Below are 14,960 nucleotides of genomic sequence, written 5' to 3' on the forward strand. Positions count from 1 at the left end.
TTTAAGCGTAGTAATTTCTGTTTAAATCAAAGTCATTTAATCTTTCTGATGACAATATATTATTCGCTTCGTTGATCGTGAATTTATTTTCATATAGAGCTTTACCTACAATAACTCCAAATAGTCCAGAGTTTTCAAATTTTACTAACGATAATAAATCAGAAATTGAACCAACACCTCCTGAGGCTATTACTGGAATATCTGTAATCTCGAGTATGCTTTTTATGAATCCTTCATTTGTCCCTTCTAATGTCCCATCTGTATTTATATCTGTAACAATAAAACTAGCTATTTTAAATGAAGAAAACTCCTTTACTAGATCTGTGGCAAAAATATTAGATTGCTCAAGCCAACCCCTTGTACTAACTTTTCCATCTTTTGCATCTATCCCAACAATTATCCTTCCAGGAAATTTATTTGATAAGTCTTTAACTAGTTCTTTATTTTCTATCGCAGAGGTTCCCATGATAACTTTCTCAATGCCATATGAAAATAATTGTTCTATCCTTTCTTGAGACCTTATCCCCCCACCTATTTGAATAGGTATATTAACTGTTTTTGCAATCTTTTTTATTGATTTATCGTTTGTTGGGGACCCAGTTTTTGCAGCATCCAAATCAACTATATGTATATATTTAGCCCCTTCGCTTTCCCAAAATTTAGCTTGCTCATGAGGCTCTTTGGTAAAGTCTTTTCTTTTATTAAAGTCGCCTTTAAAAAGCCTTACACACTTACCATTCATTAAATCAATTGCAGGTATTAGGTCCATAGAATCATCCTTTTCATTAATTACTTATTAGTAGTACTATTCAATATGTAATTCTATTTAAGATTACTACTTCAGTTAAATATTTTTTGAATATGAAAATTCTTGTAATGGGTGGCACTAGATTTGTTGGCAAGTCTTTGGTTGGAAAGTTATTAAGTAAAAATTATGATATTGATATTTTCACAAGAGGTAATAAAAGTAATCCTGAAAAAACAAATTTAATTAAGGGTGATAGAAATAATTCAGAAGATATCGTCAAGCTAAGAAATAAAAAGTATGATGTTGTTTATGATATTTCTGGACGAGAGTTAGAGCAAACCAAACTTCTTTTAGAAAATTTAGATAACTCTTTCCAGAGATATATATATGTCAGCTCTGCTGGTGTTTATAAAGATAATTGTGAACTACCCTTATCCGAAGTTGATCCAATTGATCCAGATAGTAGGCACAAAGGAAAGTTTGAGACAGAAAATTGGTTAAAAAACCAAAAAATTCCTTTTACAAGTTTTAGACCTACTTATATTTATGGACCAGGAAATTATAATAAAATTGAAAATTGGTTTTTTGAAAGGTTATTTACTAAAAAATCTATACCAATCCCTGGTGACGGTTCTTTAATTACTCAGCTAGGCCATGTTTCTGATCTAACTGATGTAATGATTAGGTGCATAAATTTTGAAAATTCCAAAAATAATATTTACAACTGTTCAGGTGAAAAAGGAGTTACAATAAAGGGTTTAATTTATTTTTGTGCGAATGTTCTTGGATTAAACCAAAATGAGATTTCTTTGAGAACATTTGATTATCAAAAATTAGATCCTAAATCTCGAAAGGGATTTCCAATTAGATTAAATCATTATCAGACTGATATCTCTAAGATTAAATGTGATTTAGAGTGGATGCCATCTTTTGATTTACGTAGTGGTTTAAAGGATAGTTTTATGAAAGATTTTAATAATAAAAAGAGTGAGGAGTTTGATGAAAATTCAGATAATATTCTTTTTAATTCTTAAATAGCCTAATAAAGTCGCAAAAGTCAGAATGAATCCTAACCAATAAAAAATTAATGCCAAATTATTCAATAAGCTTATTTTCAATGGTGTAAAGAAAGTGATTACTGATATAAAAAAGAAAAATGTTTTAAATTTACCCAACATAGATGCTGGTAAACCGTCTTTTGTAGAGTTCCTCAGGCTAGAGATAATTAATTCTCTAAATAAAATTAATGACAAAGACCAGAAAGGTATTAAATTATTTTTACAAAGGAAGATTAAGGGAATTAAATAGAATACTTTATCGCTTAAGGGATCAAGGATAGCTCCTAATCTGGTTTTAAGATTAAATTTCCTTGCAATTAACCCGTCAAAATAATCAGTTAAACCTCCAATAATAATCAATATAAAGACATAAAAAGGTCTGTTAATTTCTAAAAAAAGTATTAATGGAAATACAAGAAAAAGGCGAGATATCGATAATAAGTTGGGAATATTCAATGTCAAACTTTTAAGATTTTTTCAAAATAACAAACTAGGGTTTGTATATAAAAAATATATTACACTCTCAACAAGCTTAAATTTTTAGTGAAAACTTTAAATGGTTTTTAATGTTAGATTCTAAAATTTAATTTAAATCTGAATCCTAAAGATTATAAACTCAACTTCTCTTTATGAATGATGATGTTTTATATTACAAAATTATTCCTTATATCTAATGCAGCCTCATAGCCTAAAGCTATCTCCAGAATCTGATTTGATAAATTCAATTAAAGAATATTCTTTATCGAATAATTTATACGGGTATGTTTCTGGAGTGGTTGGTAATCTTAGAACAGTTTGTATTCAATGCCCAGGAAATCAAGAGATAAATAAATTTGAGGGAAATCTAGAGATAGTTTCTTTAAATGGACATTTTAATAAAGGAGATGTTCATTTACATTTGAGTTTTGCAGATGAGGGATGTAATGTCTTTGGCGGGCATCTTGAGGAGGGATGTATTGTAAAAAAAGGTACTGATATATTATTACTTTCTTTTGAACAAAAAATTATTAATATCTCTAGTAATGATTTATTAAAAAATGAATCACGTGTAAAAGCATATATTTTAAAGGATTGTCCTTGGTCTAAAAGAGCAATTAGGTTGCTTAATTCTTTATCTATTCCTCATGAAGTTTTTTTAATTGATAATGATGAAAACTTTCAGAAAATAATGGCTAAAAGTAGCCATAATACTTTCCCTCAAATATTTTTGGATAATAAATTTTTTGGAGGATATGATGAACTTTCAGAACAAGCAAAATTGGATAACTTAAGTTCATTAAAGTAATCTATATTTTTTAACTATCACGATTTATAAGTTTTTCAGATACTAATTCATCCTCTAACTGCTTTATTAACCTTGATACAAGACTTTGGAATTCTGGTTGACAGCCTTTAAATGCTGCTTTATGTCTTATTGGTTCATTTCTAGTTCTTAAATCAGTAAGCATTAATTGTAATGCGTCAATTTTGGGGTTTATTTTCATTGTTTTATTTTATATATTTACATCTTTTAAATCATTTGCATAGCTTTTTTAAAAGATATTTTTTTATTATCTTTCGAACTTGTTACTTCTATTAATTTATTTATGGATTCTTTGTTTTTTAAAGAATCTATACAACATTGTGCTACTAATCTTCTTGGGATTGATCCATTAATTTGAGTATCCTCCTTTGAATAATTTATATTTTCTGATTTAATTTCTTCATTTTCCTTTAATCCTCCAGGTCTAATAATAGTCCATTCCAAATCTGAATTTCGTAGAAGGTGTTCACCTATTTTCTTACAAATAAGAATTAAACCAAACAAGTTTAACGGGTGAAATAATTTACCAGTGCAAAGAGAACTAACTAAAATAACTCTCTTAATACCAACTCTTTTGCAGCTCTCTAATTGCCTGTATACGCCTAATGCATCAACCTTTGCAGGACCAGTTAAATCTATTGATGCTCTCGCACCAGTGGCAATTACCAATGCATCAATATCTTTTAAAGCTTTATCAAGTTCTTCTTTTTTGTCTAATTCGACTCTAATTGTTTCTAAACTCTTTAGTCCTTCCGAAACTTTTGAATTCTTTCTAATGATTTGCCTTACTTTATATCCTTTCTTAACTGCCTCTTCAGAAATTCTAAAACCTGTTTTCCCCGATGCACCAGTAATTGCTATTTTCATAATTAAAAAACTAATTTAATTATTATAGAAATTTCTCAGGGCTTTTTACATATAAATTTCTTTTTTCTTTTGGGATAAAGAGTACGACATAAATAACATTTTGTTCCATCACAGCCTCTTGCGGTGCAGTATTCTCTGCCATAAAAGATTATTTGCAAATGTAAGGTATTCCAATCTTTAACAGGAAATATTTTCTTTAAGTCTTTTTCTGTCTGAACTACGCTATCTCCATTTGTTAGCCCCCATCTTTGTGACAACCTGTGTATATGCGTATCCACTGGGAAAGAGGGGATTTTAAACACTTGTGACATTACAACTGAGGCTGTTTTATGACCTACCCCTGGAAGAGATTCAAGCTTCTCAAAAGTATTTGGGACTATACTTTTATGCTTCTCAATCAAGAGTTTAGATAGGTTAAAAATGTTCTTTGATTTTTGATTAGATAGTCCTAAAAATTTTATGTATTCATAAATGCCATTAATACCTAGTTTCACCATCTTTTCTGGATTATCTGCAGCCTTAAATAAGCTTTTTGTTAATTCATTAACTTTCTTATCTGTTGATTGAGCGCTTAAAACTACGGCGACGAGAAGTGTATATGCATTTGTATGCTCAAGAGGGATTGGAGGAGATGGAAATAGCTTTTTGAGTTCCTTTCGTATTATTTCTGCTCTTTCAGCCTTTCTCATTAATGTGATAGATGTATCGGTGTATAAAATTATACAAGAGATATTTTAGATTAATATTTTCTGCTAATTTAATATATTTAAAGAAGAAGTTTTTTTGTGAAAAAAGATGCGTTAATAATTGATGATCTGCATCATAAATATGATAAACAAGAATATTCAAAATGGATATTAAATGAAATTAACCTAAAAATTGAAAATGGTGAATTATTAGGTTTGCTTGGTCCTTCGGGTTGCGGAAAGACCACTCTTTTGAGATTGATCGCAGGTTTTGAATATCCTTCTAAAGGAAGGATTTCTTTAAATGATAATGAAATTTCAAGTAGGAAAAGAATTCTTAGTCCTGAGAAAAGAAATATTGGTATGGTTTTTCAAGATTATGCACTTTTTCCTCACTTAACTGTTATTCAAAATGTAATGTTTGGCCTGAAAAACAAAAAAGATAGATCTAGAGTTGACTATCTATTAAATGTTGTAGGTCTTGATAGTTTTGTTGGAAGGTACCCTCATGAATTGTCTGGGGGTCAAAAACAAAGACTTGCAATAGCAAGGGCTCTTGCTCCAGGGACAAATTTTATTTTATTAGATGAACCCTTTTGTAGTCTTGATATGCATGTAAAACTTAAATTGAGAAGTGAACTACCAAATATTCTAAGAGGTTGTAATGCAAGTGGGTTAATGGTTACTCATGATCCTGAAGAAGCCATGTCAATTTGCGATAATGTTGCAGTTATGAATGAAGGTAAAATACATCAAATTGATACACCAATTAACCTTTTAAATAATCCTAAGACTCTGTTTGTTAGTAGTTTTATTTTGGGAAATAATATTCTTAATCTAAAACATAATGGCAATTCATATATGTCTTCTTTAGGTGAGATAAATAGTTCAGGTTTATTAAACAATAAAAATATCAAAAGTATGTCAATTTCCCCTCAATTTATATCACTTAAAAGATCTGAATCTGGTAATGCGATTGTAATATCTAAAGAATTCCTTGGCGAGTTTTATATCTATAAAGTATCTATTAATGAAGACATTTTGAGGGTTAGAACTGATATTAATAATCTCCTAAATAGTGGTGATAAATGTTCTCTTTCAATTAATAAAAATAGTCATTATTTTTTATATCCTGGAGCACATAAAGTATATATTTAAGCTTTTTTTATAGGCAATTACACTTTCCACCCTTCCAATTAGAGCATTTTTTCTTTTTACATTTCTTTTTTTTACTTAAATATATTTTATTAGTTAATAGCAGTTCAGAAAAACTGTAATCTAAATTCATTTATAGTATTGCTATTGATATTCATTATCATATTATTTTATTTAATTTAAAGATCTAATGAATTACTAATTAATACAAAATGTTGTACTATTTAATTAGTTTATTTTTTGAATAATGAATGAAAATAATTTAAAAACAAAAAAATTAATTAATTTTGGCCCATCTGGAAGAGCTATTGCACAACCAATGGACAATAGCTTATTGGATAATTTTTTTGAACATCTAACAATGGAAAGATATGCTAATGTTCAATATTTCTCTATATACCTCTGGTTTCAAGAGAGAGATTTAAATGGATTTGCCTCCCATTTTCTCACTGAATCACAAGGTGAAATGGAACATGCCCAAAAATTTGCAGATTACTTAATTGCAAGAGGACAAAGTGTGAAACTAAATGAACTTCCTGCACCAGTTCAGACATGGGATTCAATAGAGGATTTGATCTCATATTCTTTCAACATGGAGGCTGATTTGACTTCATCTCTTCAACAACTTTATTCGATTTCAGAAAGAATTTCAGATACAAGAACCAATGTATTTTTAGATCCAATTATAGAGGCTCAAACAAAATCAGAAGATGAATTTGCAAATATACTTGGGAAAGTTAAGTTTGCTTCTGATCAACCTTCTGCAATCTTATTGATAGATAGTGATTTAAATAAAAAATAAATTACTTTCAAATTTATTTTCATTCAATGTCCTTTTAGTTTTTTCAAAAAGTAAAATCGAAAAATTGATTTTTCCACTGCTTCTTTTGTTTAAGATCTCAGCTATTTTATAAATCTCATTAACTCTTTTAAAAATACTTTTGTTTTCAGAAACTAGCCTTTCTTTCAATCCTTTATTATGAGTAGTTTTGAATGATTGCTTTATAGTTCTGATTCTATTTGATAATACATCAACTTCCATTAATAGGTTGTTTGTTATTGATTGTGATTCCTTCATGTATCTATAGTGGTGATGTTTCAATAAATGAAGGCGCAACACTTACTGTTTGTGTTCCAATTGGAGCTATTAATAATTGAGAAGATCTTAATTTAGAAATTAATCTCGTTGATGTTACGCGTGTTGAGCCTATTAATTCACCTATCCTTTCATGAGTTAACCTAAAAGGTAACTCACACCATTGACCACATCTTTTCCCTAAACGATTTACTAGTATTGAAAGTAAAGCTTGTAATCTTTGCTCTGCATTCCCCAAGTGCCTAATTCTGAGGAGTTGTAAAGTCCACTCATTTACTGCATCGAAACCAATATTCTCTTCAATATTTACATTGCTATGAAAAGATAAATCTGTTAATGCTTCAACACAGACCCCCTCGCTACATAAGAGGTCCGTCCTTAATTGATCACCTGATTGTAAAAATGCAAGCGTCATCCCTTCAGTTTCTTCGCAAGGACAATAAACTCTAGCAATTCCACTTTCAACTTCTAGACATGTGCCTTTTGGTCTTGATGTTGGATCTATTAAAACTGATTGACCAGTTACTATTCGTACTGTCTTAGAGTAAGGCCCACCATAATCTTGAAAGTTCACTACTTATTAATTTGATAATGAGAATTATTATCAATTATCCGTTATTTTTGAGTTTATTGCAATAGATTCTCATTATCATAAATTATTTTGTTATTTTTCTTTACAGAGCTTTCAGCAATATAATCTGAATAGATTGCCTTAAAAATTTTTATCTATGAGTGTAAATAGAGTATGTTCTAATTGTGGTAGTGCTTCATTCGTTTCAGATCGATCTTTAGGAGGTAGGATGGTCTGCTCTAAATGTGGTTCTTCTTCATTTAGAAAAAAATCTTATTCATTTTTTAATAGTAAAAACTTAATTTTTACTGCTATTGCTATCGCTATTTTTATAATTATCATTAGATAATCTTTTAATAATCCAAAATCCATTATTTTCAATTACTTCTACATCAATACCATATAACTTATTAAGATTTTTACTATTTATAATCTTTTTTTGATTACCATCAGCGATTACTACCCCCTCTTTTAGCATTATTACTCGGTCATAAATTTTTGTAATCATCGAAATATCGTGTGTTACACAGAAAATTTTTGTATTTGATTTTATTAATTCATTAATCTTATCAATTACAAAAAACTTTGATTTATAATCTAAATTTGCAATTGGTTCGTCTAGGATTAATATATTTGGTTTATTAATTAATGCTCTGGCAATGAGAGAAATTTGTTTTTCTCCTTCTGATAAATAGGAAAAACATTTTTTAGATAAACTTGATATGTTCATATTTTCCATAAGACTTTCAACTTTATAATGGTCTCTTTCAGATTTATTTGATATGTAACCATATTTTCCATATAGTCCACTTAAAATTAAATCAAAAACTGGTAGATTTGGATTTATTCTATTTTTAATATCATTATTGACAGTACTTATTCTTTTTCTTAGTTCCCATAAATCTATAAGTTCATTGTTAAATATTTTTAGTGATGATTCATTAGCCATTACTGGATATATGTTTCTATTAATTACTTCTATTAATGAGGATTTACCTGAACCATTAGGTCCAATTAATATTACATTCTCTGAATTGGCGATTTTTAAATCTAAATTTTTAATTACTCTATAACCGTTCTTAAAACAATTTATTTTTTTGGCTTCAAACCAAAATTTATTAACCACTAAAACTTATTACTCCAAAATATAATTAATTGAATTGAACTTAAAATAAATATAAAAAGATAAAGCCAATTCAACCATGAAGGTCTATTTACTTTCTTCATTAATTATATGATTAACATAAAAATTAGTAGCGGAGCGGCAAATCTTACAAATGTTTTTCTGATAATATCTATATTGTTCATAACTTCTAAATTCTTAATCTCTGGAGGATATTTCAATATCACATTATCATATACGCTATAATTTTCGGTATTATTAATATTTTTCCAAGGTCTATCTTTCTCTTCAGACTTCTTATACCATTTCCAAAAGTAATTTATTATTCTATCTTCTCCCAATAACTTTATTTCATCTTTTTTTATAAATCCCAATTTGTGATTATATGTTTGTGTCTTTAAAATCATATAATCCTCATTAAATATCTTATAAAAAATCTTTCTTTGAGTCTCTTTAAATAATATGAGGTTATTAAGTAGTTTATTTTTTAAAAATTTCCTATAGTGTCTTACTATTACTCTTGCTTTATTATTTCCTAGTGGAATATGATCTAAAACTTGTAAATATCGACATACCGAAGGATTTCCTTTATAAATTAATATCCTTCCTGGTGGAATGTATTTTATGCGGATAAATTCTTTTGAAGGATCATTTTTGTAGAAGTAAATACTTTCAATGAATTTGGGAGTAACATTAATTTTTTGTTTAAAACTAACAAGTACGTTTTTATTAACATCTTTATCTGGAATTGTATCCCCATGAACCCAAAAAAGATGAAGTATATCTAAGTGATTTTCAATTATCCTTGACCAATCACATTTGAAGTCAACTAACACCTGTTCTGATACATAATCCTGATGTGAAAAGCCATTATCAGATAATTCGTAGTTACTTATAGGTGAGTCCTCACTTATATTATTTAAATCAGTCTCAGACTTTTTTGAAAAATGTACAAAAATATATTCATCTTTTTCTAAAGCTTTGTATTGAGATAAATGTATTTTTTTTGCGTAGTTATCGTAGTTATTATCAATTATGTGGCTACAAGTTATTCTATCTAGATTTTGGCAACTTCCCTCAGATGAGAATTTAGCTCCGTGATATGGGCAAGTTATTACTCCATTTGATAATGTTCCTCCAAAAAAGGATGCACCTCTATGAGGACAAATATTTTTAATGCACCTTACATTTTCATGCTCATCTCTGTAAAGGACAAGAGGTTCATCATAGAGCGAAAAATAATGTAGCTTATTATTTTTTAGTTCTTTTGAAGGACAAATTGCATACCAACCAAATAAACCGATATTTAAATCTTTATGATTTTCTTTAATATCAAAAGAGTCAATTTTAATTACAGATCCTTTCTCAAAAGGCTTAAGAACGGTATTTAAGTCTTTAGATTTAAAAAAATTAATTTGTTTGTTTTCCATAAATTAATTTCTTTTTTTATTGACTAGTTATCTATGGAAACTATAACCCAAGTAAATAATTAATTTCTTATAAAAATATAATTCTCTATTATTTGTAGCAATAATTATGTTGTTATTAAAAATTATGAGTCACTTATGTTCTTATTTTTCATTATTTCATGATTTTTGTATCTTTTGTAATTCTTTCAAATTTTTTATGTAATTATTAGCATCATCAATATTTTTGTGGAAATTACACTGACCGAGATAACAACCTATAAACCTTAAGAACTTTCTTTTACCACCACTAATTTCATATCTATGTATTGTTCCTCCATCAATAGGAGCATATATTAATTCTGGTAAAGCCATATGTTTTAAAGCTTAATTGTTAATTAAACAATAATTCAAGCGCAAATACATTTCCATAGCTGAAGTAACATTTTTAATAATTAATTTACTTATTTTGGATAATTATTTATTTAATTCAAAAGAAGCCTTGGTATTTATTTAATTTAGATATAAATTTTATATTAAGCCAAATATTATTAGACGCAATTTATGAATTTTCCTAAAAAGATCCAAACTTTATGAAAATCAGAGAGAGTTTTTGACTTCCAAAATATTTAATGTTTTTTATATTCAAATTTTTGATTTTTGTAATTTTTAATAAAATATATTCATTTTACTTTAATTCTAAATTATATTAAATTTTCAATTTATGAAATATTATGATCAAAAGAATTTTTACGATCTTTATTTTAACTTTGCTTGTTGTATTTAATAGTCCAGCTTACTCATTAGATACTTCGTCTAAATCCCTTGAGAAATATACTAAAAAGATTTCTAATAAATTTACTAGAACTTTTTGCAACACAACCCAATTTGGTATTTCTAATGAAGGAGCTTTAGCTTTTGCTATTGGAGAAACTAATAAGGAATTTAAAAATAATAAACTTAATAAGTTGATAGATTATTCTCTACTAAAAAATTCAATAGTTAATGGTTTAGAAAATAATTGCCAGATTTATGATTTTCCTATTAGTAGTTTAGAAAAATTAGAATTTGATTAGAAATATAGAAATGGTAAAAGACTTATTTTCTTCCTATCCAATCATTAGGTTTCTCCATCATCCACTCGAAAATACCTTTTGTATCGAGGTTTATAGATGCATAAACAAACATTATTGGAAATAGTAATATGACTGATCCAATAACGGCGATCTCTATTTTCCCAATCCCCATTTCGTTGATAGTTAATGCGAAATAGTTAATCATTACCTTATATAATTAAAGTTTGTTAATACATAATTTATAAAAAATTATTCACTCTTTTTATTTTTGATAAAAAATCTTAATTGTTTATCGTGAAAGTTATTTGTATAAAGTACCTATTTTATTGAGGCATAATTTTTTATAATTTAAATATTAGATGATTATTCTTTAATGGCTATGAATTATGAAATCATAATTTTTACTCCTTTTTTTATAGTATTTATTGGATTTATAGTTTTTTCAATTTTAAGGAAAAGAAAAAGGTCAGCTAAAAGCATTTATAAATTAATAGATGATTTAGAAAAAAAATACATATATTAAAATTTTCTTATAAGGAAAAAGATTAATCAAATTCTATCCCAACTTCTTCTTTTAAATCTCTATCCAAATCTGGAAGATGTGGTTCAACCCAATGATCTTTGTTATCAATACCAGCTGCATTTATATATTTTATAATGTGCTGATCTACCTGTTTATAAAGATCATGCAAATTTATATCCATACGAATGTCATGTGCAATTTCAGATACTTGTTTTTCAGTTAAACAATGATCGGGATGAAGTAAATCACAGCATGGTATTCTCCTCTCAATCAATTCATTTAGGTTGATTTTTATTTCGTAATCTTGATGAACAGTCATAGGTTTATGGCTTTAAATTAATTCTAATTATGGTTTAGGTTTTGTATATCTTTAGTTAAGAAACAAAGTTTTTAAGTATTATTATTTAATTTAAATAAGAAGATCTTCCAAGTCTTTATGGATATCATCATTCTCTTTTGGATTTTCTAAAGAGTAATCATCATCCAGTGAAGGTTCTTTTTTTGAAGTGTAGAAAAGATATCCAAGGGCGCCCAAAAGTAAGGCTGTTGGTAAAATCATTAGAAATTAATTGACATATTCCGAATATAGTGCAACACTAATTGCAGTCAAGTGCTGAACTTTAATTCATTTATATATGCCTACAAAGAAAAAAAGAGTTGGTTTTATTCCAAGAGAAGACGTCATGTTAATTATTGATAAATTGAGTATTGAGAATAATTTAAGTAATTCAAAAATAATCAGTATTTTAGTAGAGGAAGCACTCTCTAAAAGAGGTATTTTTAACAAAAAAACAGGTAAAGTAAGTTTGTTATATCAAGACATCCAAGATTCATCTCAATCCTTATCTGAAGAACCTATTGATTTTAAAGATAATGAATCATTTACTATTAATACAAAATTAAGTAGTCATAAATATACTGGCAAAAAAAACCTTTTTAAACAAACAAATCAGGAGACTTTTGATTTGCAAACTTATAAAAAGTTCTTATCTTTCCTTAAATTTCAAGAAATGATGGATGAATTTAAAAATTGATTAGTGTTGTAAAGTGCTGCACTTTGCGTTATGTTGAATATGTATTTATTGATTTGAGAGCTAACTACTAAAAATCATTTATTCCCATTTTTAAATTCCTGAAATCAATTAATCCATAAAAATTAATTTATTATGAAATCATCCTTTCCTATTTTATCTATAAATCTATTACCTCCTGAAAAGTTATATTGCAACTTTAATTATTGGAGCTCTTTGTTCTCTCAGGATATGCAAATTCTATGGGATAGAGCTCATGGAGTTCCATTAGAAAAACTCCCCAAAGGGGTTTCTGATATGATTTTCCCGTATTTATTGCTAGCACTTTCTGACTATAAGACTTCTCAATTAAATCATATGAATGGGATAGGATTAGATAATCTATTAACCCTTTGGTTTGATAAATACTTATTGAATAAAAATGGATATTTCGAATTAATAAAAAATAATTATTAAAAAAAATTCTTACATAAACAATTAGATCAATATTAGGAACTTTGATTACTTAATCAATATATTTTTAGTGATTCTTTTTAAATTGGCACATAAATAATCTTGCTATAAATTAATTAAATGGTTTGTCGATGATTTCTTTAAATTTCTTTTTAGAAAATTTTTGTATTGTCGTTTTGATAATACTAATCAGGAGAGATATTAAATTAAGAAGATTAAGATAAATGAAAATTAATTCAAAGACTTTGAGTTTAATTTTAAATCTATTATTTTTTTTGATTATATTTGTTATTTAATTTTTTAGTATTTGCTAATTTATTCTTTAAATATTTAAAGCTATTTTTAAAAATTTCTTTAACAAAATACTAAAATAAATAGAAATTACATTTTAAAAATAAAGAAGCATCTGTTTTCACTTTTCTGAGGAATTATTTTCATTTGTATATTTTGTTGACTTTTATTGTTGATGCGATGATAATGACAAAAATAAATTTTAATTGTGAATCCTCTTTCAGATACTTTTGATGATTTTGTAGACGATCTACTTTCTTCGGATGTGGATTTATTGAAAGGTGAACTTGATTTTTTACTTATTCAACATATTTTCAATTCAATTGATTTAAAGGTTTTAAAAACATCTGAATCTAAAGATAACGATTCATTAGCGGCTTAGTTTTTTTATGAAGTTTTTATATGAAAAAGTTTGGGTTCCTTTTTTTGGCTCCATTTTATCCAAATTTGTTTTTTTAATAGAAGGTAACAAGCCTGATTCTAAAAATAAGAAACAATGAGATCAATTACTTTTTCTTCTTCATAAAGTGTCTTTAAATACATAATTAAAATCAATATATATTGATAACAACAAAAGATATACTTTTTATTTATAAACACATGCATTGTTGAAATATAAACCAATTGCTTTTTAGCAAATTAAAATGATCAAAAATAATTCCTTGAAGCCATATACTGTTCATTATCGTGACTTTCAAAATATAAGATTAGAAAATTGTTTTTATGCTTTTGATGCTTACGAAGCTAGAACACTAGCGATGGAATTTAATAAGTATATTAATGAACATCCAAACAGTATTGACCTTATAAGATGTGAAAATTAATTAAAATTACTAAGTAATTTTAAAGAAATAATTTATTTAAACACTTAAGAATTTGTCAATAACTGCTTGACTTAACTCACTAGTATTCCCGCTCGCAACAATGCCTCCGCGTTGCATAGCATAATATCTATCGGCTTGTCTTACAAAATGCAAGTGTTGTTCAACTAATAAAACACCAATTCCTGTATCTCTAATTATCTGATTAATTGCATTTTCAATGTCTAAAACTATATTGGGCTGAATACCTTCTGTTGGTTCGTCAAGTAATAGAAGTTGAGGTTTGCCCAGCAATGCTCTTGCAATAGCTAGTTGCTGTTGTTGGCCTCCACTAAGATCACCTCCTTTCCTTTGTAAAAAATCTTTTAGGATTGGGAAGAGATCATAAATAAATGAATCTATTTTCTTATTCTTAGATAATCCACCTGGCAGAGACTCCATTCCTAACATAAGATTCTCTTCAACTGAAAGATATGGAATAATTTCTCTCCCTTGAGGTACGTAAGCCATTCCTTTCCTAGCTCTCTGATGAGGGGCGTTTCTATTTATATTTTCACCAATCAAATAAATATCGCCTTTTTTTTGTTTTAACAAACCAATAAGTGATTTCAATAAAGTTGTTTTGCCCACTCCATTTCTACCAATTAAACAAACCATTTCTCCTGATTTAACATTTAAATCTATATCTCTGAGAATATGGCTCTCGCCATAATAAGTATTTAATGATTTAATTTCCAATAAATTTTTCATAG

General features: G+C 27.5%; 23 protein-coding genes. 9 read left to right on the plus strand and 14 right to left on the minus strand.

All coding sequences use genetic code 11. The features are described 5' to 3' along the window. Position 1: 1 nt before the first annotated feature. A complete protein-coding gene (hisA, locus tag HA146_RS04095) occupies positions 2–769 on the minus strand; it encodes a 1-(5-phosphoribosyl)-5-[(5-phosphoribosylamino)methylideneamino]imidazole-4-carboxamide isomerase (RefSeq protein ID WP_209108280.1) in 768 nt (255 codons plus the stop codon). A gap of 92 nt (positions 770–861) precedes the next feature. On the opposite strand from hisA, the gene HA146_RS04100 reads away from it, so the two are divergent. Next, the gene (locus HA146_RS04100) at positions 862–1,782 is read left to right on the plus strand and encodes an NAD-dependent epimerase/dehydratase family protein (protein WP_209108281.1); all 921 of its coding nucleotides are present in this window, start codon (positions 862–864) and stop codon (positions 1,780–1,782) included. Here HA146_RS04100 and pgsA read toward each other — a convergent pair. Then, complete coding sequence (pgsA, locus tag HA146_RS04105; RefSeq protein WP_209108282.1) at positions 1,756–2,268, minus strand: CDP-diacylglycerol--glycerol-3-phosphate 3-phosphatidyltransferase; 513 nt, start codon at positions 2,266–2,268, stop codon at positions 1,756–1,758. The genes HA146_RS04100 and pgsA overlap by 27 nt on opposite strands. Before the next feature lie 211 nt (positions 2,269–2,479). Between pgsA and HA146_RS04110 the strand changes: the two genes are divergently transcribed. Next, positions 2,480–3,091 (plus strand): PCC domain-containing protein, encoded by a 612-nt coding sequence (locus HA146_RS04110; RefSeq protein ID WP_209108283.1) that lies wholly within the window; start codon positions 2,480–2,482, stop codon positions 3,089–3,091. Between the two features lie 10 nt (positions 3,092–3,101). Here the strand turns inward: HA146_RS04110 and HA146_RS04115 are convergent, their stop codons facing one another. From HA146_RS04115 to nth, 3 genes are read right to left on the minus strand one after another with little or no spacing between them, the layout of a single operon-like run. Further along, the gene (locus tag HA146_RS04115; RefSeq protein WP_209108284.1) at positions 3,102–3,290 is read right to left on the minus strand and encodes a hypothetical protein; all 189 of its coding nucleotides are present in this window, start codon (positions 3,288–3,290) and stop codon (positions 3,102–3,104) included. Positions 3,291–3,316: 26 nt separating this feature from the next. Continuing rightward, positions 3,317–3,976, minus strand: coding sequence for an SDR family oxidoreductase (locus HA146_RS04120; protein WP_209108285.1), 660 nt, complete (start codon positions 3,974–3,976; stop codon positions 3,317–3,319). A 35-nt stretch (positions 3,977–4,011) separates the two neighbouring features. Next, a complete protein-coding gene (gene nth, locus HA146_RS04125; RefSeq protein WP_209108286.1) occupies positions 4,012–4,665 on the minus strand; it encodes an endonuclease III in 654 nt (217 codons plus the stop codon). A 96-nt stretch (positions 4,666–4,761) separates the two neighbouring features. On the opposite strand from nth, the gene HA146_RS04130 reads away from it, so the two are divergent. Both HA146_RS04130 and HA146_RS04135 read left to right on the plus strand, forming a co-directional pair. Then, a complete protein-coding gene (locus tag HA146_RS04130; RefSeq protein ID WP_209108287.1) occupies positions 4,762–5,820 on the plus strand; it encodes an ABC transporter ATP-binding protein in 1,059 nt (352 codons plus the stop codon). Between the two features lie 244 nt (positions 5,821–6,064). Then, positions 6,065–6,619: a ferritin gene (locus HA146_RS04135; RefSeq protein WP_209108288.1), complete on the plus strand. Its 555-nt coding sequence runs from the start codon at positions 6,065–6,067 to the stop codon at positions 6,617–6,619. Here the strand turns inward: HA146_RS04135 and HA146_RS04140 are convergent. From HA146_RS04140 to HA146_RS04160, 5 genes are all read right to left on the minus strand, one after another. Beyond that, positions 6,605–6,895: a hypothetical protein gene (locus HA146_RS04140; protein WP_209108289.1), complete on the minus strand. Its 291-nt coding sequence runs from the start codon at positions 6,893–6,895 to the stop codon at positions 6,605–6,607. The genes HA146_RS04135 and HA146_RS04140 overlap by 15 nt on opposite strands. A 4-nt stretch (positions 6,896–6,899) precedes the next feature. Further along, the gene (locus tag HA146_RS04145; RefSeq protein WP_209108290.1) at positions 6,900–7,487 is read right to left on the minus strand and encodes a Crp/Fnr family transcriptional regulator; all 588 of its coding nucleotides are present in this window, start codon (positions 7,485–7,487) and stop codon (positions 6,900–6,902) included. Between the two features lie 295 nt (positions 7,488–7,782). Further along, entirely contained in the window at positions 7,783–8,610 is an 828-nt protein-coding gene (locus HA146_RS04150) for an ABC transporter ATP-binding protein (protein WP_209108291.1), read from the minus strand. Positions 8,611–8,714: 104 nt separating this feature from the next. After that, positions 8,715–10,037: a Rieske 2Fe-2S domain-containing protein gene (locus HA146_RS04155; protein WP_209108292.1), complete on the minus strand. Its 1,323-nt coding sequence runs from the start codon at positions 10,035–10,037 to the stop codon at positions 8,715–8,717. 156 nt (positions 10,038–10,193) lie between these two features. Next, positions 10,194–10,388 carry a hypothetical protein gene (locus tag HA146_RS04160; RefSeq protein ID WP_209108293.1) on the minus strand — a complete coding sequence of 65 codons (195 nt, stop codon included), beginning with the start codon at positions 10,386–10,388 and terminating at the stop codon, positions 10,194–10,196. 359 nt (positions 10,389–10,747) lie between these two features. Here HA146_RS04160 and HA146_RS04165 point away from each other — a divergent pair, with 359 nt between their 5' ends. Next, positions 10,748–11,089, plus strand: coding sequence for an RNA-binding protein (locus HA146_RS04165; protein WP_209108294.1), 342 nt, complete (start codon positions 10,748–10,750; stop codon positions 11,087–11,089). 22 nt (positions 11,090–11,111) lie between these two features. Here HA146_RS04165 and HA146_RS04170 read toward each other — a convergent pair whose 3' ends face one another. The 3 genes from HA146_RS04170 to HA146_RS04180 form a co-directional block, all read right to left on the minus strand. Then, positions 11,112–11,294 (minus strand): hypothetical protein, encoded by a 183-nt coding sequence (locus tag HA146_RS04170; protein ID WP_209108295.1) that lies wholly within the window; start codon positions 11,292–11,294, stop codon positions 11,112–11,114. A gap of 340 nt (positions 11,295–11,634) precedes the next feature. Beyond that, on the minus strand, positions 11,635–11,931 hold the full coding sequence (locus HA146_RS04175; protein WP_209108296.1) for a hypothetical protein: 297 nt from the start codon (positions 11,929–11,931) through the stop codon (positions 11,635–11,637). A gap of 90 nt (positions 11,932–12,021) precedes the next feature. Then, positions 12,022–12,171 carry a hypothetical protein gene (locus HA146_RS04180; protein WP_209108297.1) on the minus strand — a complete coding sequence of 50 codons (150 nt, stop codon included), beginning with the start codon at positions 12,169–12,171 and terminating at the stop codon, positions 12,022–12,024. A 76-nt stretch (positions 12,172–12,247) separates the two neighbouring features. On the opposite strand from HA146_RS04180, the gene HA146_RS04185 reads away from it, so the two are divergent. The 4 genes from HA146_RS04185 to HA146_RS04200 all read left to right on the plus strand — a co-directional run bounded on the left by HA146_RS04185 (position 12,248) and on the right by HA146_RS04200 (position 14,211). Beyond that, positions 12,248–12,646, plus strand: coding sequence for a hypothetical protein (locus HA146_RS04185; protein WP_209108298.1), 399 nt, complete (start codon positions 12,248–12,250; stop codon positions 12,644–12,646). A gap of 132 nt (positions 12,647–12,778) precedes the next feature. Continuing rightward, complete coding sequence (locus tag HA146_RS04190; protein WP_209108299.1) at positions 12,779–13,099, plus strand: hypothetical protein; 321 nt, start codon at positions 12,779–12,781, stop codon at positions 13,097–13,099. A gap of 496 nt (positions 13,100–13,595) precedes the next feature. Then, the gene (locus HA146_RS04195) at positions 13,596–13,769 is read left to right on the plus strand and encodes a hypothetical protein (protein ID WP_209108300.1); all 174 of its coding nucleotides are present in this window, start codon (positions 13,596–13,598) and stop codon (positions 13,767–13,769) included. A 262-nt stretch (positions 13,770–14,031) separates the two neighbouring features. After that, entirely contained in the window at positions 14,032–14,211 is a 180-nt protein-coding gene (locus HA146_RS04200) for a hypothetical protein (protein ID WP_209108301.1), read from the plus strand. 36 nt (positions 14,212–14,247) lie between these two features. Here the strand turns inward: HA146_RS04200 and urtE are convergent, their stop codons facing one another. Continuing rightward, positions 14,248–14,958, minus strand: coding sequence for an urea ABC transporter ATP-binding subunit UrtE (gene urtE, locus HA146_RS04205; RefSeq protein ID WP_209108302.1), 711 nt, complete (start codon positions 14,956–14,958; stop codon positions 14,248–14,250). Positions 14,959–14,960: the final 2 nt, after the last annotated feature.

It is taken from the genome of Prochlorococcus marinus CUG1416 (assembly GCF_017695965.1).
Classification (GTDB): Bacteria; Cyanobacteriota; Cyanobacteriia; order PCC-6307; family Cyanobiaceae; genus Prochlorococcus_A.

Excerpts from the sequence above, each read along its gene's own strand:
- HA146_RS04170 (WP_209108295.1), bottom strand. The coding sequence starts at position 11,294 with ATGATTAACTATTTCGCATTAACTATCAACGAAATGGGGATTGGGAAA.
- HA146_RS04160 (WP_209108293.1), bottom strand. The coding sequence starts at position 10,388 with ATGGCTTTACCAGAATTAATATATGCTCCTATTGATGGAGGAACAATA.
- HA146_RS04140 (WP_209108289.1), bottom strand. The coding sequence starts at position 6,895 with ATGAAGGAATCACAATCAATAACAAACAACCTATTAATGGAAGTTGAT.
- HA146_RS04110 (WP_209108283.1), top strand. The coding sequence starts at position 2,480 with ATGCAGCCTCATAGCCTAAAGCTATCTCCAGAATCTGATTTGATAAAT.
- nth (WP_209108286.1), bottom strand. The coding sequence starts at position 4,665 with ATGAGAAAGGCTGAAAGAGCAGAAATAATACGAAAGGAACTCAAAAAG.
- hisA (WP_209108280.1), bottom strand. The coding sequence starts at position 769 with ATGGACCTAATACCTGCAATTGATTTAATGAATGGTAAGTGTGTAAGG.
- HA146_RS04100 (WP_209108281.1), top strand. The coding sequence starts at position 862 with ATGAAAATTCTTGTAATGGGTGGCACTAGATTTGTTGGCAAGTCTTTG.
- HA146_RS04185 (WP_209108298.1), top strand. The coding sequence starts at position 12,248 with ATGCCTACAAAGAAAAAAAGAGTTGGTTTTATTCCAAGAGAAGACGTC.
- HA146_RS04175 (WP_209108296.1), bottom strand. The coding sequence starts at position 11,931 with ATGACTGTTCATCAAGATTACGAAATAAAAATCAACCTAAATGAATTG.
- HA146_RS04115 (WP_209108284.1), bottom strand. The coding sequence starts at position 3,290 with ATGAAAATAAACCCCAAAATTGACGCATTACAATTAATGCTTACTGAT.
- HA146_RS04190 (WP_209108299.1), top strand. The coding sequence starts at position 12,779 with ATGAAATCATCCTTTCCTATTTTATCTATAAATCTATTACCTCCTGAA.
- urtE (WP_209108302.1), bottom strand. The coding sequence starts at position 14,958 with ATGAAAAATTTATTGGAAATTAAATCATTAAATACTTATTATGGCGAG.
- HA146_RS04180 (WP_209108297.1), bottom strand. The coding sequence starts at position 12,171 with ATGATTTTACCAACAGCCTTACTTTTGGGCGCCCTTGGATATCTTTTC.
- HA146_RS04135 (WP_209108288.1), top strand. The coding sequence starts at position 6,065 with ATGAATGAAAATAATTTAAAAACAAAAAAATTAATTAATTTTGGCCCA.
- HA146_RS04155 (WP_209108292.1), bottom strand. The coding sequence starts at position 10,037 with ATGGAAAACAAACAAATTAATTTTTTTAAATCTAAAGACTTAAATACC.
- HA146_RS04200 (WP_209108301.1), top strand. The coding sequence starts at position 14,032 with ATGATCAAAAATAATTCCTTGAAGCCATATACTGTTCATTATCGTGAC.
- HA146_RS04120 (WP_209108285.1), bottom strand. The coding sequence starts at position 3,976 with ATGAAAATAGCAATTACTGGTGCATCGGGGAAAACAGGTTTTAGAATT.
- HA146_RS04165 (WP_209108294.1), top strand. The coding sequence starts at position 10,748 with ATGATCAAAAGAATTTTTACGATCTTTATTTTAACTTTGCTTGTTGTA.